Below are 23,454 nucleotides of genomic sequence, written 5' to 3'. Positions count from 1 at the left end.
ATGAATACGTTACTTAGCTTATCGTGGCATCTAATGGTGCCAGAATTCATTATTCTCGGGGCCGCCATCCTTCTTTCCATATGTGATTTGTTTTTTAAGCTGAACCATAGATATGTAGCTCTTGGTGCGATCGCTGCCATCGTATTAGCAATTGTTTCATTAATTACGCTATATAGCGAACCAGCTGGAGATATTTTAAATGGATCGTTTGTGTTAGATGGATTTTCAAAAGGGTTTAAAACGTTGTTATTAGGCGCCTCAGCTCTCATTTTATGCATCGCAATGAGCGATGATAAGAAGAATCCGATTGAAGATAAGGGCGAATATTATTACTTATTTTTAATGGCACTCCTTGGCGCGATGTTCATGGCTTCTAGTGTTGACTTTATCACCCTTTTCGTTGGTTTAGAGTTACTTTCACTTTCTTCTTATATTTTAGTCGGAATACGAAAAAAGAACCGTGCATCAAATGAAGCGGCAATGAAATATGTCATTAGCGGAGGAATTGGAACGGCGATCACGCTCTTCGGAATGAGTTATTTATACGGTATTACAGGTTCAACTAACATTGTAGATATGCAAAAGGTACTCACTGGGGAGCTCGCTAGTGGTATTCAGTTATTGCTAGCTCTCGCATTTCTTTTATTGCTAGTCGGTCTCTCATTTAAAATTGCCACAGTGCCGTTTCATATGTGGGCACCTGATGTGTATGAAGGAGCGACTACACCTGTTACCGCTTTTCTTGGAACGATTTCTAAAATTGCTGGGTTCCTACTCATTATTCGTTTGTTCCTTATGGTTTTTGCAAGTGTATTAATACAAGGAGATATGCAATCTTTATATGGGCATATGAGTATATATATTGCGGTGCTAGCAAGTATAACGATGATTGTTGGGAATGTAGTCGCGTTAAAACAATACAACATAAAACGTTTATTTGCTTATTCAGGTATTGCGCATGCTGGGTATTTGCTCGTTCCACTTGTGGCATTATCACCATTTACGCTGGATAGCATGTGGTTTTATATGCTGGCATACATGCTTATGAATATAGGCGCGTTTGCCATTATCCACAGCTTAATCTTACAAAACGATAAGGAAAATATAACGATTTTCACCGGATTATATAAGAAATCACCATTTGCAGCGATCATGATGACAATCTTTATTTTATCGCTGGCCGGGATACCAGGGACGGCTGGCTTCATTGGAAAGATTAACATCTTTTTAGGCGCGCTTCATGTAGAGCCAGCACATTACGTACTAGCTTCGATTATGATGGGTACGACAGTTGTTTCATTCGTATATTATTTCCGTATTTTACAACAAATGTTTTTCCGCACCGGAGAGACAGAAGAGAGGATACGGTTACCGTTAAATATAAAGGTTGTTATGAGTCTTTGTGCAATTTCGATTGTAATACTAGGGATTATGCCGATGATTGGGTACAATTTCTTTTATGAATATTTTCCATTAATGAAAGATTTCTTCTTCTTAGGGAACGTGGTACAATAGTGAAAATAAAAGGTGTGGAGTCAGTACTCTGCGCTTTTTATTTTGTGTTAACTTGTAATGTAGATATACGTTTTTTGAAAGAAAATCACGATGTAAAATGTAAGATGTCTATGTGCATTTGAAAAAGTGTGGCTCCTACTTATTATGGTATCGTTTTTATATTCTTTCATAAGTAGTAGCTGAGTAAAAAGGGGTCGATTTTTTGGCACAACTTTTAGGGCAACAAGCACTGATTGCCATTGTTTCGCATTTATTGTTTATTACCATTACGTGGTGGGCTTTGCAAGGCATTCACATTGAGCGTTTAATGAAGTCCGGAAAAGTGCTGCAGACGCGAGTATTACTCATCTTAATTACAATTGCAATTGGGACATCTGTAAGTAACTTTTTCCTTGATTATTTAGGCTATTCGAAGAGTTTAACGTATTTAGTAAAGTAAGTGTATAGAACCTCAAATCTCCGTTAACAATGGGGATAGGAGGGGATGAAATTGAAGCTTAAAGCCATTCTTATTGTTGCACTTAGTGTTGTTTTATTTTTGGTTGGATATAGAGAGATGAAACCGATAAGCGATGAACAGAAAATGGAGAGCATGATTAAGGCTTTAGAGAAAAATGATGCTAAAGTAGAAAAATGGTCATGGTTAGCTAGAGAAACAAAAACAATTTCTAATATACATACGTTTCAAAAGTTGTTAAACGATGTGAAGGACAAGGCAAATATTCAAAAGTGGGAAGTAGAGCAATCTCCAGATGGATATAAAGCTACATCCTATAAAAAGTTTGCTTCTCATGAAGAACGAGTAGTAGTAACTTGGAGTAAAGAAAATACTAAAGAAAACACTTTCATTATCTTTGAAGTAAGTGGGGCGAAATGGGACCCGAAGTATGTTCAAAAAGTGGATAAAATTTTTAGTGAAAAACCTATAATTTACACTTGTGTTCAAGGTGTACTGAATGATAAGATTGAAGGTGTTTTGCAAAATAAAACCAATCAGGTTTTGAAAGATCTTTCAGCAAGAGCGATCGAACAAGTAGAAGAAAGAGCATTTGTGTCAGTCTCCGCATACAATAAAAAGTGGGATGACGCTCTTTCAACAAATAGAGAGAAAATAAATGTGCAAATAGCAATACGTTCTACAGACAACAAAGATACAATTGTGGTTGGCACACCGATCATAACTTCTGAGTATTGAGTGAATAGATACTGAAAAAAGGACACGGAGGGGAATAATTTGGAAAAGATCATCGTCCGTGGCGGAAAGCGGTTAAACGGCACAGTGCGTGTTGAGGGCGCAAAAAATGCTGTATTACCTATAATCGCTGCAGCCCTATTAGCGAGTGATGGAAAGAATGTACTATCTGAAGTACCAGTTTTGTCTGATGTATACACAATTAATGAGGTATTACGTCATTTAAATGCTGAAGTCGTATTTGAAAATAATCAAGTAACAATCGATTCTTCTAAAGAACTAAACATTGAAGCACCATTTGAATATGTACGTAAAATGCGTGCATCTGTTCAAGTAATGGGACCATTATTAGCACGTAATGGTCGTGCTCGTATTGCACTTCCTGGTGGATGTGCAATCGGTTCACGTCCAATTGACCAACATTTAAAAGGCTTCGAAGCAATGGGAGCAAAAGTACAGGTTGGTAACGGTTTTGTTGAGGCATATGTTGAGGGAGAACTAAAAGGAGCTAAAATCTACTTAGACTTCCCAAGCGTAGGCGCGACAGAAAACATTATGTCTGCAGCTACATTAGCAAAAGGGACAACAATTCTTGAAAACGCAGCGAAAGAACCAGAAATCGTTGACTTAGCTAACTTCTTAAATGCAATGGGAGCGAAAGTACGCGGAGCTGGAACTGGAACGATTCGTATCGAAGGCGTTGATAAATTATATGGTGCAAACCACTCTATTATTCCTGACCGTATTGAAGCGGGAACATTCATGGTTGCAGCAGCAATTACTGGTGGAGACATCTTAATTGAAAATGCTGTACCTGAACATTTACGCTCAATTACAGCGAAAATGGAAGAAATGGGTGTTAAAATTATTGAGGAAAACGAAGGTGTACGTGTTATCGGCCCAGATAAGTTAAAAGCGGTTGATATTAAAACTATGCCTCACCCAGGTTTCCCAACAGACATGCAATCACAAATGATGGCATTATTACTACAAGCTGATGGAACAAGCATGATTACAGAAACGGTATTCGAAAACCGCTTTATGCACGTTGAAGAATTCCGTCGTATGAATGCTGATATTAAAATTGAAGGTCGTTCTGTTATTATGAACGGTCCAAACAGCTTACAAGGTGCTGAAGTAGGCGCAACTGATTTACGTGCTGCAGCTGCATTAATCTTAGCTGGTTTAGTATCAGAAGGTTATACTCGTGTAACTGAGTTAAAACATCTTGACCGTGGTTATGTAGATTTCCATAAGAAATTAGCTGCATTAGGTGCAACTATTGAACGTGTAAACGAAAAAGTAGAAGAAGTGAAAGAACAAGAAGTTTCTGATCTTCACGCTTAATTGAAATAGTCTCTATGTCTTTTGACATAGGGGCTATTTTTTTTGGGGTTATTACTGTTATAGTCAATAAATTCTATACTTATGCACGTACCAGTAAAAATATTTAGAAAATTTCCGTTTTATGCTCTTCCTCCTTAAGTATGTTCTAAAAGAAAGAGTTGTTCCATAAGAATGAATGGAGTAAAGCTTTTATATTGGGGGAAAATAGGATGAAATTTTCAAAGCCGCTTTTTATTACAGTAGCGCTCTTAATAGCGCTCGTTATCATTGTACCTGCAGCCCTTGTTATCCCATTTGCGAAAGCAAAAGTAGGGGAAGAAACGGCCTCTAAAACTCCTCCAGCGATAGAAAGTATACCAGCTCCAGGAAAAGTAGATACAGCGGTTCAAGTTGCTGTATATCGTGAGAAACAGAAGAAGGTAGAATCATTGCCTATGGAGGAGTATGTGACCGGTGTAGTAGCTTCTGAGATGAATGCCAGTTTTGAAATAGAGGCACTAAAGGCACAGGCATTAGCAGCGAGAACATTTGTAGTACAACGTATGCTAAGCGGAGGAAAGAAAAATAATGCGGACGTGACAGATACGGTGAAAGATCAAGTGTACAAAAGTAAAGAAGAATTGAAGAAGCAATGGGGCAATAACTACGAAAATAATTTGAAGAAAATCGAAGAAGCCGTTTCGAAAACCGCAGGACAAGTTTTAACATATGATGGAAAACCAATTTCAGCATCCTTTTTTTCAACGAGTAATGGTCGAACAGAAAATGCAGCTGACTATTGGGGAAATGATTATCCGTACTTAAAGAGTGTAGATAGTCCGTGGGATCAAGCCTCTCCAAAGTTTACGAACGAGCAAACATTTACAGTAGCTGATTTTCAAAAACGTCTCGGTGTGAAAGTACTAGCAGACGGGAAGGTTGGAAATATTAAAGACCTTACGGAAGGAAAGCGCGTAAAGGATGTAGCTTTTCAAGGAAAAACATTAACAGGAAAAGAAGTTCGTGAAAAGTTAGATTTACGTTCTTCTGATTTCACGTGGAAACAACAAGGAGATAAAATCATCGTTACGACGAAAGGCTTTGGTCACGGCGTTGGTATGAGTCAATACGGGGCGAACGGCATGGCAGCGGAAGGAAAGAAATATACAGATATCGTCGCTCATTACTATAAAGGCGTTGAAATAAAGACGATGAATGATTATGAAGGAAAATTGATGGTGAAGAAATAGGTGTCAGAACTCTGGCATCTATTTTTTTGTTTGAAATAGGATAATTTTCCATTAATTATTTGATATAATAGGATAAAAAGTATTTGGAGGAGACGGAATGGCGCTACTGGAGTTGAAACAGTTAGAGAAGACGAACCAGTTACCAGAAATTGAGCTAAAGGTTGAAAAAGGACAATGTATTGTTTTGCAATGCAATAATCATACAGCTAAAGTGTTACACTGCATCATTATTGGTGAAGAAGAAGCTTCGACTGGCAATGTACTGTTTGAAGGAGAAGCAATTGGAAAGAAAAATTATTCCCGCATCGGTTTTTGTTTTTTGAAAGATGAAGCATATGATCGTTTGAAGGTGAAGGAATACTTTAAGTTTTTAATAGGGCTTTATGAATCAAAGATAAGTATAGAAGAAGTTGTGCAGCCTGTTGGTCTCCTAGATAAACTAAACGTTAAAATAGAAAAACTATCATTTTCAGAGAAGCGTCGTCTTCATATTGGACGAATTATGATTCATAATCCGGATTTAGTCATTTTGGAAGAACCGGAGCAAAATGTAGATACAGAGAGTACGGTTATTATTCGAAAAGCAATTATGAAAATGAAAGAGCAAGGAAAGGCAATCTTTATTACGTCATCATTTCTATCGGATGCCCTTTCGTTAACAGAGGATGTATACATATTAAACAACGATGGTGTGAAAAAGATAGAAATTGAGCAAGAGGAAGTGGAAGAAGTCGATGAAGAAAAAGTCATTCAAATGATTCCTCAAATGAAGTTAGAAAGAATACCAGCGAAAGTGAACGATAAAATCATTTTACTTGATCCGATGGAAATCCATTTCATTGAAACGCAAAACGGAGTAACGCATATTCACGTTCGTGAAGGTGATTTCGTATGTGCATTAACATTAAGTGAACTAGAAGCAAGATTAACAGGTTTTGGTTTCTTTAGATGTCATCGCTCGTACCTTGTGAATTTACAAAGAGTACGAGAAGTGATTACGTGGACTCGTAATAGTTTTAGTTTAATTTTGGATGATGAAAGAAAAAGTTCAATCCCGCTTTCGAAAGGACGCATGGATGAATTAAAAGGCTTGATTGGGCTATAAAAAATGCTCCAATAAGCTTAACATGCGATTCATTCACCGGTAAAAATACTCCTTTTACCGGTATTTTACTGCGTAAACCCTTTGTTTTTCATATGATTGAGTCAAGAAAAGCGAAACAAACGAACGAAAAGCGCTAAAGCGACTTTCATCTATAAAGAAGAAAAACAAAGGGGATGAAGAAATGACATTGGCAATTGAAATGAAAGATGTAATGAAAAGTTTCGACGGAAAAACGGCACTTCAAAATGTAAATATTGAGGTGAAGCAAGGAGAGATTTTCGGATTCCTTGGACCGAGTGGATCTGGTAAGACGACAACAGTAAAGATTTTAACTTCTCAATTGCTTCATAGTGTTGGAACGGTAAGAGTATTAGGGAAAGATATTACAGGACCAAGTAGCATCGATTACAAACGAATTGGTATTTTAACAGATAACAGCGGCTTATATGAAAGACTTAGCATTTATGATAACTTACTATTATTTTGTGACTTATACGATTGTAAAAAAGAACGAATCGATGAAGTACTAGCACAAGTAAATTTATTAGATGATAAAAAAACACCAGTAAAGAAACTATCAAAGGGAATGAAGCAACGCGTCACACTAGCAAGAGCAATCCTTCATAAACCAGATATCCTCTTCTTAGACGAACCAACATCTGCACTCGATCCAGTAAACGTCCAAAACATTCATAAAATCTTAAAAGACTTAAATGAAGAAGGAACGACGATTTTCTTAACGACTCACAACATGGATGAAGCAGAAACGCTTTGTAACCGCATTGCCTTCCTTTGTGGCGGAGAAATTGTAGCGCTTGATACGCCAGAGAACCTACGCTTACAATACGCTAAGGACCAAATAGAGGTCGTATTAAAAGATAAACAAAAAGAAGTAGTGCAAAAAGATGAATTAGGCGCAAAACGTATTTCAGAATGGATGAAAAAGGGCGAACTGTTATCTATTCATTCATACGAACCAACGCTAGGCGATATCTTTATTGAAGTTACTGGGAGGGGATTATAATGACATTTTCAATGAAACGGTTTTCGGCTATTGTAAGAAAAGAAATAAATGATGCAGGTAAAAACTCACAAGTTATATTAATGGCGCTATTACCTATTCTACTTGCTGTATTCTATAGTAATATGGATTCTATAAAAGAGTTCTTTGCAGGTTTTGTTATTGTAATGACGATTACCATGGTGGGAAGTTATGTGCAAGCAATTATTATTGCAGAGGAGAAGGAAAAACACACGTTACGAGTATTGATGTTGTCTCCAGCAAGTCCAATAGAAGTTATTTTAGGTAAAAGTGTATTAACTGTATTTTTTGTACTAGCATCTAGTTTTATTAGTTTAGTGATTTTAGATACTTTTAAAGGAAATATTGGTATGCTAGTTATTATTATTTTAATAGGAACATTGTTATGTGTCGTTTTAGGTACTATAGTTGGCTTACTATCCCAAAATATAGCACAAACATCTATATTGGGGCTTCCGATTTTTATAATATTCATAATGGGGCCGATGCTACAAGAAATGGTTAAGAATGAATTTATTATAAAAGTAGTTAATCTTCTTCCGACAAATCATGTTATGGAGGCATTGCAAAAAGTTATAAAGGGAGAAGGGTTTATTGCGATTCAAGAACATATTTTAAACAATACAATTTGGACTATATGTCTTATCATTCTTTGTATTATTGTGTACAAAAAGAAACAATTAGACTAAAAACTGAGCCGAAACGCTCAGTTTTTTCTTTTTTTCTATCATTTCCTCGGAAATTTTACATTCCTTATACATATTTTTACAGATTTTGTCGAAAAGTAATTAGTTATACGTTGTATAGGATACGTGAATATTGTTCAAAATGATTGCTGAGGTGATGATGGAATGCGAGGAAGAAATAATAAAAAGTCGCAAAAGGTAGTACATTTATTTCAGAAAAGATGGGTGTTTCCGGCACTATACATTGCTTGTGCAGCGGTAATCTTAATGGTTGCGCTATGGTTCCAAGGAGCTAATCCGAAGAAGACTCCAAACCACGATCAAGCAACACCGTATACACAATCGGAAGATCCAGCAGTACCAGTAACGAAATCTTCAGAAGTAGTGAAAATGCCAGCTGCCGCGAATGCGGAAGTAGTCGTACAGAAGAAATTCTATGAAGATGCAGCAACTGAGGCGGAACAAGAAAAAGCACTTGTCTTTTATAACAACACATATTCCCCGAACAAAGGAATTGACATTGCTGCGAAGAATGGGAAAGAGTTCAATGTTGCTGCTGCTTTAAGTGGTACAGTAACGAAAGCTGAAAAAGATTCACTTCTTGGTTATGTTGTAACAGTTGATAGTGGAAATGGTGTAGCGGTATCTTATCAAAGCTTAGGCAGTGTGAAAGTAGAAAAAGGTGCAAGAGTTGCACAAGGTGAAGTATTAGGAACATCCGGTCTAAGTGCAATGAATAAAGAGGCAGGCTCTCACGTTCACTTTGAAGTACGTAAAGACAATGTGGCTGTGAATCCTGAACGTTACTTAAATAAATCAGTAACAGAAATTAAAGCTGATGCAGGTGCTGCAAAAGCTACGAATGCTTCTGGTAAAAAAGCTGACGACAAATCTCAAAAAGAAGAGAAGTCAACGAGCACGAAACCAGAAAATAAAACAGAAGACAAGTCTCAAAAAGAAGAGAAATCAACAAGCGGTTCAACTAGTGACAAAAAAGAAGAACCGAAGAAAGAAGAAAAATCAACAAATGGTTCTACACAATCATCTAACGATTCTTCTTCACAAGAATAAGAAAGTGAAAAAATCAGTTCTCACTAGGAGAGCTGATTTTTTTATTTCTATATAAAAATAATCAATTTCGAGAAAAAAGTTGCAAAAACAAGGAAAAATGACGAGATTCTCGAATATATATTACAAAAGGGAGGGGATACTGTGTCATTTTTATTTGTTCTGTCGACTGCTATTATTTTATTGTTTGTTTTATTCACTTTATATTATTATATTGCCGGTAAGAAAGAGGTTCCCCACCATCAGTTGTTAGAAGAAGAATTGGAACGAGAAGAATGACGCCTTTTATACAAGGTGTCATTTTTTTTGGCCATAATAGTCAGTTTTAACGTATTTCTCACAAAAAAACGTAATTTTTCTTAACTTAGTCCGCAAAAATAGTGAACATGTAGCATATATCAGTAGTGCGGGCAATACAATGGTATAAACCAAAGCAAAGAGAGTGTTTGAGGTGAGAAATCGTGAATCATTTCATTATAAATCCAAGAATGTTTAACGCTTACAAACAGCACTCACACTTACTTCTTAGTCGTATGCAGCGAGGCTCATTTCACCCTTCTCACATCCAAATTAGGGAGGCGAGTGGTGTGCACGATTACATCAAAGAGAGAACTATCAAGATTGGTAAGTATATCGTGGAGACAAGAAAGACAGTGCGTGTCATTGCAAAGGAATTTGGGGTATCAAAGAGTACAGTTCATAAAGATTTAACAGAACGTCTACCAGAGATTAATCCAGAGCTCGCAAATGAAGTAAAAGAAATTCTTGATTATCATAAGTCTATTCGTCATTTAAGAGGTGGAGAAGCAACAAAACAAAAGTATAGAAAAGAAGATGTAGAGAAGCCTGTACGTCAATAATGTTACAGTAGCAAACATTCCGTTCACATTCGGTAATATTTTTCAGAAGAATTCTTTTTGCGAATATTACGTTTCTGTTAAATTTATGATAAAATCAGAAATTAGGTGAAAAGAATTCGGGTGTAACCTGATTTTGAATATCGAGGAGGAAAAAACGGGAATGTTTGCGCGAGATATCGGAATTGACCTAGGTACGGCTAATGTATTAATTCATGTTAAAGGTAAGGGTATTGTATTAAACGAGCCATCTGTTGTGGCAATTGATCGTAATAGTGGTAAAGTATTAGCAGTCGGTGAAGAAGCGAGAAGTATGGTGGGACGTACGCCTGGTAATATTGTAGCAATTCGTCCGCTTAAAGATGGTGTAATAGCAGATTTCGAAATTACAGAAGCAATGTTAAAGTATTTCATTAACAAATTGGACGTAAAGAGCTTCTTTTCAAAACCTCGTATTTTAATTTGTTGTCCAACAAATATTACATCAGTAGAACAAAAAGCAATTCGTGAAGCTGCTGAACGTTCAGGTGGTAAAACAGTATTTTTAGAAGAAGAACCAAAAGTAGCCGCAGTTGGTGCTGGTATGGAAATCTTCCAACCAAGCGGTAACATGGTTGTTGATATTGGTGGAGGTACAACAGATATCGCTGTACTATCTATGGGTGATATTGTTACCTCTTCCTCTATCAAAATGGCTGGCGATAAGTTTGATATGGAGATCTTAAACTATATTAAACGTAAGTATAAGCTATTAATCGGGGAACGTACTTCAGAAGATATTAAAATTAAGGTTGGTACAGTATTCCCAGGTGCACGTAGCGAAGAACTTGAAATTCGCGGACGTGACATGGTAACAGGCTTACCACGTACAATTACAGTATGCTCTGAAGAAATTACAGAAGCATTAAAAGAAAATGCAGCTGTTATTGTACAAGCTGCAAAAGGCGTATTAGAGCGCACACCACCAGAATTATCTGCAGATATCATCGACCGCGGTGTTATTCTAACAGGCGGTGGAGCTTTACTACACGGTATTGACATGCTTCTAGCAGAAGAACTAAAAGTACCGGTATTAATTGCTGAAAACCCAATGCACTGCGTTGCGGTTGGTACAGGTATTATGTTAGAGAATATCGACAGATTACCAAAGCGTGCTTTGAGATAATTTGAAAGAACTAAGGCTGACGCCTTAGTTCTTTTTTTCATTTTTATATTTTTTTATTTTGCTTTTTTGCGAAAATGGAAGGAAAATAGAGAAATATGAAGGAAACAGGTAAAATATTCATATATATGGTTAAATTTAATATTTCCTTATTTGAAAACGTTTATAATATAATGAGTCGAATACGACATTAAGGCAAATAATGTTTCAATACATATTGCCTTTCCCTAATTTGGGCATACACTCTTTTCTACCTCCGTGTCAGTTGCAAAAATGTGCAACTATTTTAATGGAATAGAGTGTGTGCATTTTTTTTTAGGAAGTTGTGCTAAATATAAAATGTTACTTTGTAATGACAAATAATAAACAAAATGGGATAATAGCAATATGTCCAAGTGGTAAGACCAATATTACAAAAGGGGCGATTGTTACATGCTAAATATAGAACAAATTAAAGAAATCATTCCTCACCGCTATCCATTTTTACTTGTTGATAAAATATTAGAAGTAGATGAAGGAAAAAGAGCGGTTGGGATTAAAAATGTATCCGCAAACGAAGAATTCTTTAACGGACACTTCCCTGACTATGCAGTTATGCCTGGTGTACTTATTGTAGAAGCATTAGCGCAAGTTGGAGCAGTTGCAGTATTAAAGAAAGAAGAAAACCGCGGAAGACTTGCTTTCTTTGCAGGTATCGACAATTGCCGTTTTAAAAAACAAGTACGACCAGGTGATCAGCTTCGTCTAGAAGTAGAAATGACACGCGTACGCGGCCCGATTGGAAAAGGGAAAGCAATCGCAACAGTAGATGGTGAAGTTGCATGTGAGGCAGAAATTACATTTGCGATTGGTGATAAAAAAGAATAGAAATTAAAAAATCTCCTTGTGAAAAGACAAGGAGATTTTTTAATTTCTGCTATATAACGATGAAACGATAATTTACAAACTAATCAGAAAATAACTTGTAAATAGATGGGAATTACCATATACTTACTTTATTATTTATCTAGAAAACAGGATAAGTGATAAAGGTAATAAAGAAATAAGGGCATTGTCATATTGTTAAGGTACTTAAATAAGACAAAGTAGAATGTTATTGATTATGATGAAATGTGGGGAACTCAGCAAGAATATTAATTAGACGTATGAAATCGAGCATAAAAGAGAGAAAAGGGAAATGTCGCATTTCACAAAAGGAGATTATGAATATGTTCGGGAGAAAGAAAAGAAAACCATTACGACAATTAATTACACATAAAGAGCCTAAATCGCGTATTACAGAACAATACCGTAACATTCGTACAAACATTGAGTTTACATCTGTAGATAATCATGTTCGTTCTATCATTGTTACTTCAGCAGATCCAGGTGATGGGAAAACAACAACAATCGCAAACTTAGCAGTCGTTTTCGGACAACAAGGAAAGAAAGTTTTATTAATTGGAGCTGACTTGCGTAAGCCGACGATACAAAACTTATTTGCCATTCATAGTTCAAATGGGTTAACGAACTTATTATCAGGACAAGCAAAACTTATGCAATGCATTCAAAAAACAGATATAGAGAACGTATACTTAATGGCAGCAGGTCCAATCCCGCCAAACCCAGCAGAACTATTAGGGAGCCGGGCAATGGACGAGGCGTTGCTAGAAGCATATAACATGTTTGATATTATATTAATTGACACACCACCTGTCCTTGCGGTTACGGATGCACAAATACTTGCGAATAAATGTGATGGAATCGTACTCGTTGTACGCAGTGAAAAGACAGAAAAAGATAAAATCGTAAAAGCGAAACAAATATTAGATAAAGCATCAGGAAAACTACTAGGTGTTGTTTTGAACGATAAAAGAGAAGAAAAAGAGCAGTATGGTTATTACTGAAATATAAAAAAGCCAATAAGAAATACTTGTTGGCTTTTTTTCTCATTTTGAAATTTATTTCTCAAGTTACATAGCATAAAAAACGTGATATGATAAATAATTTGGAAAATCATTGGAATGTGTTGTCATATTTAAGATTATTTTGTAAGATTATACTTGTTTGTTATGAACAAATATAGAACTGAATTATTAAAAATAAAAAATGTAAGATTTATATGTTATAATTTTTCCTATGTGTAAATTTTAGAAAGTTGGAGGAACCTATGGAAGAAACAATTAGTCTAAAAGAGTTATTTCATATCTTAAAAAAACGTTTAGCAATGATCCTCGTAATCGCCTTTGGTGCAGCTATTGTAAGTGCTATCATTAGCTTTTTCTTCATGACACCAATCTATCAATCTTCGACGCAGATTCTTGTTAACCAGAAGAAGCAAGAAGGGGCAATGATTCAAGCTGGTGAAATTCAAACGAATATTCAATTAACGAATACATATAAGGTTATTATTAAAAGTCCAGTAATCTTAGAACAAGTGAATGAAAAATTAAATTTAAATATGACATCTCAAGCGCTAACAGGAAAGATTAATGTTGCGAATGAAAAGGATTCACAAGTAATCTCTGTAACAGCTGAAGATAAAGATCCAAAACTAGCTCGTGATATTGCTAATGCAACTGCAGATGTATTTAAAGGTGAAGTTGCAAAAATTATGAACGTTGATAACGTAACAGTATTATCTAAAGCAGAAGTTGCAGAAAATTTATCTCCAATTAAACCACGTCCAATGCTAAATGTAGCAATCGCTTTCGTTGTTGGTTTAATGGCTTCAGTTGGTCTTGCATTCTTACTAGAGTACTTAGATAACACAGTGAAAAAAGAAGAAGATGTAGAAAACTTACTTGGCTTACCAGTGTTAGGTATTGTTGCTCGTATGGATGAAGAAACAATGAACGTGAAATCACACGCTCCATCATCAAGAAAAGTGAGGGGACAAACAATTGGCTCTTAATTTATTTAAAAAGAAAAAGAATCATCGTCAACGTCGTCAATTAATTGCTCATCAACAACCGAAATCACCAATTTCAGAACAATATCGTAATATTCGAACGAATATTGAATTTGCAGCTATTGATACGAATTTACATTCATTAATGGTCACGTCTGCAAACCCAAGTGAAGGAAAAACGACAACGACAGCGAATATGGCAGTTGTTTTTGCTCAACAAGGAAAAAAAGTGTTATTAATTGATGCAGATATGCGTAAACCAGCAATGCATCAAATGTTCCAAGTAGATAATATTTTTGGACTCACGAACGTATTAACACATAGTGAACATTTAGAGAAGTGTGTACAAACGACATCTGTAGACAATCTACACTTTTTAGCCTGTGGCCCAATCCCACCAAACCCAGCCGAATTGTTAGGTTCAAAATCAATGAAAGAACTTCTTGGACAAGCATACAGCATGTATGATTTAGTTATTTTTGATATGCCGCCTATTTTAGCTGTTACCGATGCGCAAATCATGGCAAATGTATGTGATGCTTCTATTCTTGTTGTTCGTAGTGAATCAACAGAGAAAGAAACAGCAGTAAAAGCAAAGGGATTGTTAGAATCGGCTAAAGGTAAATTGTTAGGCGTCGTTCTAAACGATCGTGAACGTGAAGAAGGCTTATATTATTATTACGGTGCAAACTAATTAAAAGAGTGAGATATGGTTGAAACATATCTCCTTTTTTCCCTTGAACATGAGAAATCTCTCATATTCAAGGGAAAAAAGATTTTTATATGAGAGAGGGATGATGAAACAAATGATAGATTTACATTGTCACATTTTACCTGGTATCGATGATGGTGCACAGACAGTAACAGATAGTTTAGCAATGGCGCAACAAGCCGTGTCAGAAGGAATACATACAATTGTCGCAACGCCGCATCATCAAAATGGAAAATATGTAAATGAACGTACCTCAATTATTCATCACGTAAAACAACTAAATGATGACCTACAACAACATAATATTCCACTTACTATTTTACCTGGACAAGAGGTCAGGTTATATGGCGATTTATTAGAAGACTATGAAGCTGGTAAAATCGTTACTTTAAATGAAACAAATAAATATATATTCATTGAATTTCCATCGAATCACGTACCACGTTATGCCGAACAATTATTATACGAATTACGTGTAAAGGGAATGATTCCAATTATCGTTCATCCAGAACGTAATGCCGAGTTAATCGAGCGGCCAGATAAGTTATATAACATTGTAAATAAAGGGGCATTAACGCAAGTAACGGCAGGCAGTTTATTAGGGAAATTTGGCAAGAAAATTAAAAAATTTTCACTACAACTTGTAGAACATAATTTAACACATATGGTCGCTTCAGATGCACATAATACGACGTCAAGAGGATTTCATTTAGCGGAAAGCTATGAATTAATTGAGAAAGAATTCGGAATGAATGTTATGAGTGATTTGAAAGAGAATCCGTACTTATTAATTAGCGGGAAGACAATTTACAAAGAAGATCCAGAACAAATTCGACGTAAAAAATTGTTCGGTATTTTTTAAATAAGAATTGGTGATGTCTCCTAACCGTTATCAATGGGGGCACTCGGTCGTGCTGTGGGTAGAAATTTTTATTTCGCACCTACCTTAGACGCTTGTCGTCGGGAGTATGACGTGAGGATGGGTTAGATGCCCATAATTTATTTACGGTAGAAACTCTACCTATGGAGTTATAAATATGACTCCATAGATAGGGTTTTTGTTATTGCTACATATAAATATTAAAATGCGGAGGGTTATAATTGAAAAAAGTAAGAAAGGCAATTATTCCAGCGGCTGGTCTTGGGACAAGGTTTTTACCAGCAACGAAAGCAATGCCGAAAGAAATGTTACCTATCGTTGATAAACCGACAATTCAATACATAATAGAAGAAGCGATGGAATCAGGAATTGAAGATATTATTGTTGTCACAGGAAAAGGAAAGCGCGCAATCGAAGATCATTTTGATCATTCTTTTGAATTAGAACAAAGCCTTTTAGAAAAAGGGAAGTATGAAATGCTTGAAAAAGTACAAGCTTCTTCAAAAATTAATATTCATTACATAAGACAAAAGGAACCAAAAGGTTTAGGACACGCAGTATGGTGTGCACGTAAATTTATTGGAAATGAACCATTTGCGGTATTACTTGGTGATGATATTGTGAAAGCAGAAACGCCATGTTTGCGTCAATTAATGGATCAATATGAAGGAACACAATCATCTGTTATAGGTGTACAAACAGTACCAGAAAATGAAACGCATCGTTACGGTATTATCGATCCAGTTGAACAAAATGATCGACGTTATCAAGTACGTCAATTTGTAGAGAAGCCAGAGCAAGGAACAGCACCATCAAACTTAGCTATTATGGGTCGTTACGTATTAACACCAGAAATTTTTATGTTTCTAGAGAATCAACAAACAGGTGCAGGCGGCGAAATTCAATTAACAGATGCGATTCAACGATTAAATGAAATTCAGCGTGTGTTTGCTTATGACTTTGAAGGGATTCGTTATGATGTTGGGGAGAAATTTGGATTTATTAAGACGACAATTGAGATGGCATTACAAAATGAAGAGTTAAGAGAGTCATTAATAGATTATATGGATGGAATTTTGAAGAAGAGAAAAAATATATAGGTGAGGTGGAATAATTTTGAATTTGGTAAAAGTATCAGAGAATAAACTGAAAAAAGAAGCAAATGAAATACTAGTTTGTGAGCAAGTACCTGTCCGTAAAGGATATATATTGGCAAAGCGATGTATGGACTTTATGGGGGCATTGTGTGGGCTAATAATTTTATCTCCGGTTTTTCTTATGGTAGCAATACTTATTAAATATGAAGATCCAAAGGGCCCTGTATTTTTTAAACAAATTCGTATGGGTAAAAATGGACGTAATTTTTATATGTATAAATTTCGTTCTATGGTTACAGATGCAGAAAAACGCTTAGAGGATTTGTTAATTCAGAATGAAGTGTCGGGTGCAATGTTTAAAATGAAGGATGATCCTCGTGTGACAAAGATAGGGAAATTTATTCGTAGAACAAGTATTGATGAGTTACCACAACTAATTAATGTCTTAAAGGGCGAAATGAGTTTAGTTGGTCCGAGGCCACCACTACCAAGAGAAGTCCAGGAATATACTAATTATGATCGCCAAAGACTAATGGTGAAACCTGGGTGTACAGGCATTTGGCAAATTAGTGGGAGAAGCAGCCTGAGCTTTGCTGAAATGGTGGAACTAGATATTGAGTATATAATTAATAGAAACTTAATATTAGATTTTAAAATTATTATAAAAACTGTAGGAGTAATGTTATTTGATAAAAATGCATATTGATTTTAAGGTGTTATTGTATATTTTCGATTTAACAATAGGGAAGTGTAAAAGTGTATAAATTAGAGAAAATTGAACTGGTGTACAATACAGTTAAGTTTATGAGAAGAAAACAGATCAAATCACGCATTATTTATCAATTAAGAAAAAAAACTTCAAGAAAAATTCAATTGCTGGAAGTAGATAATGTAAAGAATAATTTTACATATTATGATTCAATGGTTGTAAATTCTTTAAAGAATTCTTCAGAAATAGTAGTAGATTTCCAAAAAGTAAGTGATTTAGATAATAAAAAATTTACTTTTCTTAATAATTTGAGTTTTGGATTTCAGGGAAAAATAGACTGGAGTGCTAATCCATTTGATTATAGATTATGGAATTTTAATTTAAATTATTTTGACTTTTTGAATGATTTCTCTTACGCATATCTAATTGATAGGGATATCAAATGGATGGAAAAGGGGACGGAATATATATTAGACTGGTGGCATACTAATAAAAGTCACTATGATTCAAACTTATGGGACCCATATGTGGTAGCTAAGAGGGTTTTTAATATATCCTTGTTTTTCTCGGTTTTAGATGAAGCTAGTAAAAAGAGATATAAGAAAGAATACGGAAATATAATTAAAACACACGTTAATTTTTTGGAGAAAAACATAGAAGAATACTTGGGGGCAAATCATCTGATAATGGATGGGAAAGGTCTAGTCTTCGGAGGGGTCTTTTTAAATGAAATTTCGATTATTAAAACCGGAATAAATCTATTAAAAAGAGAGCTTCAGGAACAAGTCCTTGAAAGTGGAATGCACTATGAAATGTCTTCGTCATATCATATTGAGGTTTTGATGCATTTTATGGAGGTTGGAATTCTATTAAATAGAAATGGATTTCAGGATGAGGGGAAATATTTTATAGACCAAATTCATAAAATGTTTGAGTGTTTATATGAATTTATGATGCCTAATTCTGAAATACCACTTATAAATGATTCCACATTAGATTATCCAATACAAGCTTCAAATATTCTTGAATGTGGAAGTTTACTGTACTCGGATTCAAAATATCTAAAATATTGTCCTGAAAAAACAAGTACTTATACATATATGTTGTTTGGTACAGAGGGAGTAAAAAAGATACAAAAGATGCGTAGAAATCCCGTGACTTGTGCTGGTCTTAGTGTTCACGAACATGGTGGATACTATATTATTAAAGATTCATTAGAAGGAATAGGTGGGTTGTATCTATTATTTGATTGTGGAAGTTGTGGGCCAGATTATAACTTAGGTCATACACATGCAGATTCGTTGAATGTGATTTTGACATTGGGTGAAAAAAAAGTTTTTGTTGACACTGGAACGTATACTTATCAAATTTCGAAAGAAAGGGATTATTTAAGATCTACCGCTGCACATAATACTTTGTGTATTGATGGTATTTCAAGTTCTCAGGTATGGAAAGCATTCAGAACTGCCAAGAGGGCATATTCTCATATAATAAAATATGATCAGAGCGAAAGTTATGTACATATAAGTGCAGAGCATGACGGCTATACAAAGACTTTAAAAGGTTCTAAGTTATTTCATAGACGAACGGTTATATACTTTAAAAATATAGGTATTATCTTTGTTGATAAGGTGTATGGACGTTTTGAGAAAATGCATAATTTAGAGGTTAATTATTATTTAGGAGAGGAATTTGATCAAATAAATTCCAGAGGTATTAAATTTGAGAATTCGAATACGATAGTTAAAACAAATTTTGATATGAAGATAAAAGATAGTAAGGGAGCAGAGCAATTTAATATACATAAGATGCTCAAGAATATAAAATCAAATACTACTGTAGGAAGTGAAGCAATCTATATTACAGTGGTAGATTTATATGGAGATAAAATAAATATTTTAGATAATGGATCAGTAATATTTATTAATACTACAGATACTTCATATGAGTACGATACAAAGCTAGACAAAATTTGTGAAATTAATAAGGAGAATGGATGGTAAATATTACATGAAATTATTATATATTTCCCAATTTTATTATCCTGAGCGTGCGGCTGCAGCATTTAGGGCTTATGAGAATTCTAAATATTGGGCTGGTGAAGGACATAATGTAACTATTTTTACTGGGAATCCCAACTTTCCAACGGGAACTCTTTTTGAAGGGTATGCCAATAAATTGATTGATATTGAAACAAAAGAAGGAGTTAAAATTATTAGAAATAAAGTTTTGGCTAGGAAAAACACAAATATTTTTAATAGGTTAATTTGTTATTTGAGTTTTCCTTTTTTTGGGGTATTAAATATGTTATTTAATCGTAAAAAAATTGGTCAAGATTATAATATGATTTTAGCAACTACGGGCACAATATTTGCTCCATTTTTAGGTATATTGTATTCGAAAATACTAAAAAAACCATTAATAGTAGAATTTAGGGATATAACATACTCGCAAATGGTGGCTAATGGAAAATCAAAATCCAGTTTTGCTTACAAAATTGTTAGGAGAATTGAATTATTGTTTTGTAAGCATGCGAAGCATATTGTAACTGTAACAGAGGGGTTTCGGAAGGAATTAGTAGAGGAAGGAATTCCTAAGGAAAAAATCTCAGTAATATATAATGGAGTTAAAATTGAAGAGAATGAATATGGATTGGTGAAGAATAATTCTAAAAAAGAAGTTACTATTGGTTATTTTGGGGCATTGGGAAAATCTCAAAACTTACAATTTATTATAGATGTATTTAATAAGATACAGATTAGTAATATGCAAGTTAATCTGTTGTTTATAGGGGACGGAGCAGAAAAAGAGACTCTTAATGAATATATTAAAAGTAATAACCTCAAAAACATTAAACTAATGGATAATATGGAAAAAAACGAATTAGACGTCTATTACGAAAAATGCGATTTTCTTATAGTTTCTTTGAAAAATAATAAGGCCTTTAAAAATACAGTGCCATCAAAGATATTTCATATAATGGGTAAGGCCAAGCCAATAATTTATTTTGGGCCAATAGGAGAAGCAAGTAATATAATAGAAGAGGCAAAGAGTGGGGTTATTGTTAATACAGTAAATTTAGAGGAAGCTCAACAGGTTGTTCAGGATAGTTTACAAAAAAATGTATATGAAACTAAGAATATGGGTAGTGCTGGATATGAATTTGTAAAAGCTAAATTTGATAGAGAGCACTTGGCTAAAAAATATATGGAGATTATTAAGAAAGTATCGTCCCAATAAATCTGTATAGAAGATAGGTGTAATTAGTTATATGAAAGTGCAGTTAATTCCTAAAAGTTATTTAATAGTTATAATAACCCTCATATTTTATTATTGGAATACATTTTTTGAAGGGGATTTTAAAAATAAATTGGCTGTATGTATATTTTTAATAGGAATAGTTATTGGTAGAATGTATGTGAAAATCATTCCAATATATAAAATTAGTCGAGATACGTATTCTTTAAATAATAAGTTACTAATAAAACTAGGGTTTTCAATGTTTATTGTTGGGTTAATAAGTCACTTTATGTATTATGATATATCAGTATTTAGAACAACAGAATATGCTGAAGGGTACTTAAATAGTAGAGGTAAGGGATACATCACAGTTTTTTTTGAGTGGTTACCATTAGGCCTTCTTATAGCACTTCAGGGTTTCAAGGAAGAAAAGAGGAAGAGTGCAATAATATTCTTACTGCTACTTTTAATAATTTATTGTGGTTTTTACTTTTTTATTCTTATGAAGAGAAGACAAATTATTTTGGTGGCAATATGTTTGGCTGCACTTTTTATTCCAAATAAAGTTAAGCTGAGGAATGTAATTAGTATTTATATAATTGGGGTTTTAGGATATCTTATCTTTGGTATTTTCGGTAAAGTTAGAGGAGTTTATCAAAATTCAACTTTGGCTGAAACAATGACCTTTATTAGTAATAATTTCGATTGGGATTGGATAGCGCTCGATACTGGGTTTGAAGGGAAATATATTTCCATGATACTAGTCGATACAATGAACTATGTAGAAAGTATGGGATTGGATTTAAAGGTTATACTAGGATCTATTATCGTGATGGTCCCAAGATCGTTACTTGGGGGGGAAAAACTTTTGGCATTCCCTGAATGGTATACATTTAACTTCCATCCATATGAATATAGCCAAAATATAGGATATGCAGGTTCCATTGTAGCTGAAAGTTACTTATTCTTATCTTGGGCTGGTATATTTTTAGTTGCCCTTTTTATTGGATATATATCTAAGTTTATAGATGGTCTTAGTAAATCTAGCTATAAGATTATTTATGGTATATGTATTTATACATTTTTAATAATTCCAAGATTAGATTTTGGATCTTTATTAATAATATTTATGTTCTCCATAATACCAATTTATATATTAATAAGGATTGCAATTAAGAAGTTTGATATAAAATAATAATATTTCTTAAGGGTGGAGTAGCTGTAGGTTATGAAAAAAATTATTAAGTATGTCGGTGTAATTGCATTAGGCAATATCCTTATTAAGATGTTAGGGTTTATAAGGGAAGTGGCTATTTCATATAAATTTGGTGCTTCACCAATAACCGACGCATATTTGGTTGCATTTACCATCCCTTTAATACTATTTCAATTCTTAGGGGTGGGATATGCAACCTCTATAATTAAAGTGTTGAGTTCATTAGAAGAAAAGGTTCAGGAAAAAAGGGTGTTTATTTCTAGGGTGTTTTCATATACATTGCTAACATCAATTCTATTACTTTTTCTAGGACTTGTTTTTAGTAAACCGATTGTTAAAATATTTTCTCCTGGGTTAGAACCTCAAACTATAGAGTTAGCATCAGAGTTATTAAGGCTTTCTATGCCGATGGTTATTAGTAGTATGATTATTGCTATTTCAAGTGGAATACTGCAATATTCTAATAAATTTGCAATTGATGTGTGGTCAAATTTACCAAATAATTTAATAATCATAATTTCAATAGTTTGTTTTTCCGGGATTGGTGGAATTTATGCAGTAACTTTGAGCACTGTTATTGGTTCTTTAACCATATTATTAATTCAATTACCCTTTAGTTTGAAATATGGGCTAAATCTTAGATTGGATTTTAAAGTAGATGAAAATTTAAATAAATTTGTGAAAATCTTGATACCGGCAACACTTTTATCTATGGTACAAATGATAGGAGCATTAATTAATAGATTTATAGCATCATTTATGGAAAATGGTAGTATTTCTATTTTGTATTTTGCTGATAGATTATATAATTTACCTTATTTAGTAGTAGTAATGGCAATTACTACTGTATTTTTCCCTAAATTAGTTAGTCTTTTTAATAATAATGAATTAGCTAAATTTAAGATATATGTGGCAGGTTTATTCAAAGTAATCATAATATTAATGACCTCTATCGCAATAGTAATGTTTGTTTTAAGGCAAGAATTAGTGGAAATAGTTTATCAAAGGGGAAGTTTTTCTAAGGAAGCAGTTTCTTTAACAGCAACATGTTTTGGAATTTATTCCTTAGGAATAATCTTTTTGAGTCTTAGGGAACTATTTATCAAAATATATTTTTGCTTAAATGATACAAAAATACTACTAATGAACAGCTTATACATGTTTCTACTCAACCTTATTTTAGGTATAGTACTGTCTTATTTTTACGGGATTTATGGTTTAGCAGCAAGTACACCATTATCAGTATTAATTTCAAGCTTATATTTATATAAAAATTTGAAGATGAGTGGTTATTTGAATGTTAATAAATTCTTTTTAATAAAATATTTAATGATTAGTTGTATTACGTTTGTTGTAGCGAAGGTATTTTTAGAAATTTTTTATAGGTATACTGATAATCTGTTATTAATAGTTACTGTAATTTCTTTTATAGTTATCAGTATATATGGTAGTTTAATATGGATTTTTAGACTAATACCTAAATTTAAATAAAAATATTTAGGTTTAA

The 23,454-nt window shown here is 34.0% G+C and carries 23 protein-coding genes; all 23 read left to right on the top strand.

The features are described 5' to 3' along the window. The 23 genes from nuoN (at position 1) to murJ (ending at position 23,438) form a co-directional block, all read left to right on the top strand. Positions 1–1,515, top strand: a complete 1,515-nt coding sequence (gene nuoN / locus BCG9842_RS26190) for an NADH-quinone oxidoreductase subunit NuoN (protein ID WP_041488185.1) — start codon at positions 1–3, stop codon at positions 1,513–1,515. 202 nt (positions 1,516–1,717) lie between these two features. After that, a complete protein-coding gene (locus tag BCG9842_RS26185; RefSeq protein WP_000057889.1) occupies positions 1,718–1,954 on the top strand; it encodes a DUF1146 family protein in 237 nt (78 codons plus the stop codon). 51 nt (positions 1,955–2,005) lie between these two features. Beyond that, a complete protein-coding gene (locus BCG9842_RS26180; protein WP_000767912.1) occupies positions 2,006–2,710 on the top strand; it encodes a YwmB family TATA-box binding protein in 705 nt (234 codons plus the stop codon). A gap of 39 nt (positions 2,711–2,749) precedes the next feature. Continuing rightward, complete coding sequence (gene murA / locus BCG9842_RS26175) at positions 2,750–4,054, top strand: UDP-N-acetylglucosamine 1-carboxyvinyltransferase (protein WP_000411275.1); 1,305 nt, start codon at positions 2,750–2,752, stop codon at positions 4,052–4,054. A 209-nt stretch (positions 4,055–4,263) separates the two neighbouring features. Beyond that, the gene (gene spoIID / locus BCG9842_RS26170) at positions 4,264–5,283 is read left to right on the top strand and encodes a stage II sporulation protein D (RefSeq protein ID WP_000672654.1); all 1,020 of its coding nucleotides are present in this window, start codon (positions 4,264–4,266) and stop codon (positions 5,281–5,283) included. Positions 5,284–5,380: 97 nt separating this feature from the next. Then, positions 5,381–6,388, top strand: a complete 1,008-nt coding sequence (locus BCG9842_RS26165; RefSeq protein WP_001185907.1) for a LytTR family transcriptional regulator DNA-binding domain-containing protein — start codon at positions 5,381–5,383, stop codon at positions 6,386–6,388. A gap of 181 nt (positions 6,389–6,569) precedes the next feature. Beyond that, positions 6,570–7,412: an ABC transporter ATP-binding protein gene (locus tag BCG9842_RS26160; RefSeq protein WP_000170826.1), complete on the top strand. Its 843-nt coding sequence runs from the start codon at positions 6,570–6,572 to the stop codon at positions 7,410–7,412. Further along, positions 7,412–8,119, top strand: a complete 708-nt coding sequence (locus BCG9842_RS26155; protein WP_000144420.1) for an ABC transporter permease — start codon at positions 7,412–7,414, stop codon at positions 8,117–8,119. Before BCG9842_RS26160 ends, BCG9842_RS26155 begins: the two co-directional genes overlap by 1 nt. A 162-nt stretch (positions 8,120–8,281) precedes the next feature. Next, positions 8,282–9,187: a M23 family metallopeptidase gene (locus BCG9842_RS26150; RefSeq protein ID WP_001214924.1), complete on the top strand. Its 906-nt coding sequence runs from the start codon at positions 8,282–8,284 to the stop codon at positions 9,185–9,187. A 141-nt stretch (positions 9,188–9,328) separates the two neighbouring features. Continuing rightward, the gene (locus tag BCG9842_RS26145; protein WP_000008903.1) at positions 9,329–9,463 is read left to right on the top strand and encodes a hypothetical protein; all 135 of its coding nucleotides are present in this window, start codon (positions 9,329–9,331) and stop codon (positions 9,461–9,463) included. Between the two features lie 308 nt (positions 9,464–9,771). After that, positions 9,772–10,044, top strand: coding sequence for a sporulation transcriptional regulator SpoIIID (gene spoIIID, locus BCG9842_RS26140; protein ID WP_000544012.1), 273 nt, complete (start codon positions 9,772–9,774; stop codon positions 10,042–10,044). 160 nt (positions 10,045–10,204) lie between these two features. After that, entirely contained in the window at positions 10,205–11,206 is a 1,002-nt protein-coding gene (locus BCG9842_RS26135; protein WP_000457978.1) for a rod shape-determining protein, read from the top strand. Positions 11,207–11,635: 429 nt separating this feature from the next. Then, complete coding sequence (gene fabZ, locus BCG9842_RS26130) at positions 11,636–12,070, top strand: 3-hydroxyacyl-ACP dehydratase FabZ (RefSeq protein WP_000931959.1); 435 nt, start codon at positions 11,636–11,638, stop codon at positions 12,068–12,070. A gap of 341 nt (positions 12,071–12,411) precedes the next feature. Continuing rightward, complete coding sequence (locus tag BCG9842_RS26125) at positions 12,412–13,089, top strand: CpsD/CapB family tyrosine-protein kinase (RefSeq protein ID WP_000467945.1); 678 nt, start codon at positions 12,412–12,414, stop codon at positions 13,087–13,089. Positions 13,090–13,352: 263 nt separating this feature from the next. Then, positions 13,353–14,096, top strand: coding sequence for a YveK family protein (locus tag BCG9842_RS26120; protein WP_000393142.1), 744 nt, complete (start codon positions 13,353–13,355; stop codon positions 14,094–14,096). Continuing rightward, positions 14,086–14,787 (top strand): CpsD/CapB family tyrosine-protein kinase, encoded by a 702-nt coding sequence (locus BCG9842_RS26115; protein ID WP_001207145.1) that lies wholly within the window; start codon positions 14,086–14,088, stop codon positions 14,785–14,787. Before BCG9842_RS26120 ends, BCG9842_RS26115 begins: the two co-directional genes overlap by 11 nt. A 112-nt stretch (positions 14,788–14,899) precedes the next feature. Then, positions 14,900–15,667, top strand: a complete 768-nt coding sequence (locus BCG9842_RS26110) for a tyrosine-protein phosphatase (RefSeq protein WP_041488184.1) — start codon at positions 14,900–14,902, stop codon at positions 15,665–15,667. A gap of 239 nt (positions 15,668–15,906) precedes the next feature. Beyond that, a complete protein-coding gene (galU, locus tag BCG9842_RS26105) occupies positions 15,907–16,785 on the top strand; it encodes a UTP--glucose-1-phosphate uridylyltransferase GalU (protein ID WP_000757794.1) in 879 nt (292 codons plus the stop codon). A gap of 16 nt (positions 16,786–16,801) precedes the next feature. After that, a complete protein-coding gene (locus tag BCG9842_RS26100; protein ID WP_001055039.1) occupies positions 16,802–17,488 on the top strand; it encodes a sugar transferase in 687 nt (228 codons plus the stop codon). 50 nt (positions 17,489–17,538) lie between these two features. Continuing rightward, positions 17,539–19,494: an alginate lyase family protein gene (locus tag BCG9842_RS26095; RefSeq protein WP_000277236.1), complete on the top strand. Its 1,956-nt coding sequence runs from the start codon at positions 17,539–17,541 to the stop codon at positions 19,492–19,494. Further along, the gene (locus BCG9842_RS26090) at positions 19,484–20,731 is read left to right on the top strand and encodes a glycosyltransferase family 4 protein (protein ID WP_000348832.1); all 1,248 of its coding nucleotides are present in this window, start codon (positions 19,484–19,486) and stop codon (positions 20,729–20,731) included. Before BCG9842_RS26095 ends, BCG9842_RS26090 begins: the two co-directional genes overlap by 11 nt. A 31-nt stretch (positions 20,732–20,762) precedes the next feature. Continuing rightward, positions 20,763–21,926 (top strand): O-antigen polysaccharide polymerase Wzy, encoded by a 1,164-nt coding sequence (locus BCG9842_RS26085; RefSeq protein WP_000867978.1) that lies wholly within the window; start codon positions 20,763–20,765, stop codon positions 21,924–21,926. A gap of 33 nt (positions 21,927–21,959) precedes the next feature. Then, positions 21,960–23,438, top strand: coding sequence for a murein biosynthesis integral membrane protein MurJ (gene murJ / locus BCG9842_RS26080; RefSeq protein WP_000720342.1), 1,479 nt, complete (start codon positions 21,960–21,962; stop codon positions 23,436–23,438). Positions 23,439–23,454: the final 16 nt, after the last annotated feature.

Origin of the sequence: Bacillus cereus G9842 (assembly GCF_000021305.1) — a bacterium.
GTDB classification, from domain to species: Bacteria; Bacillota; Bacilli; order Bacillales; family Bacillaceae_G; genus Bacillus_A; species Bacillus_A thuringiensis_S.
This window is presented reverse-complemented; position numbering and strand designations above follow the sequence as displayed.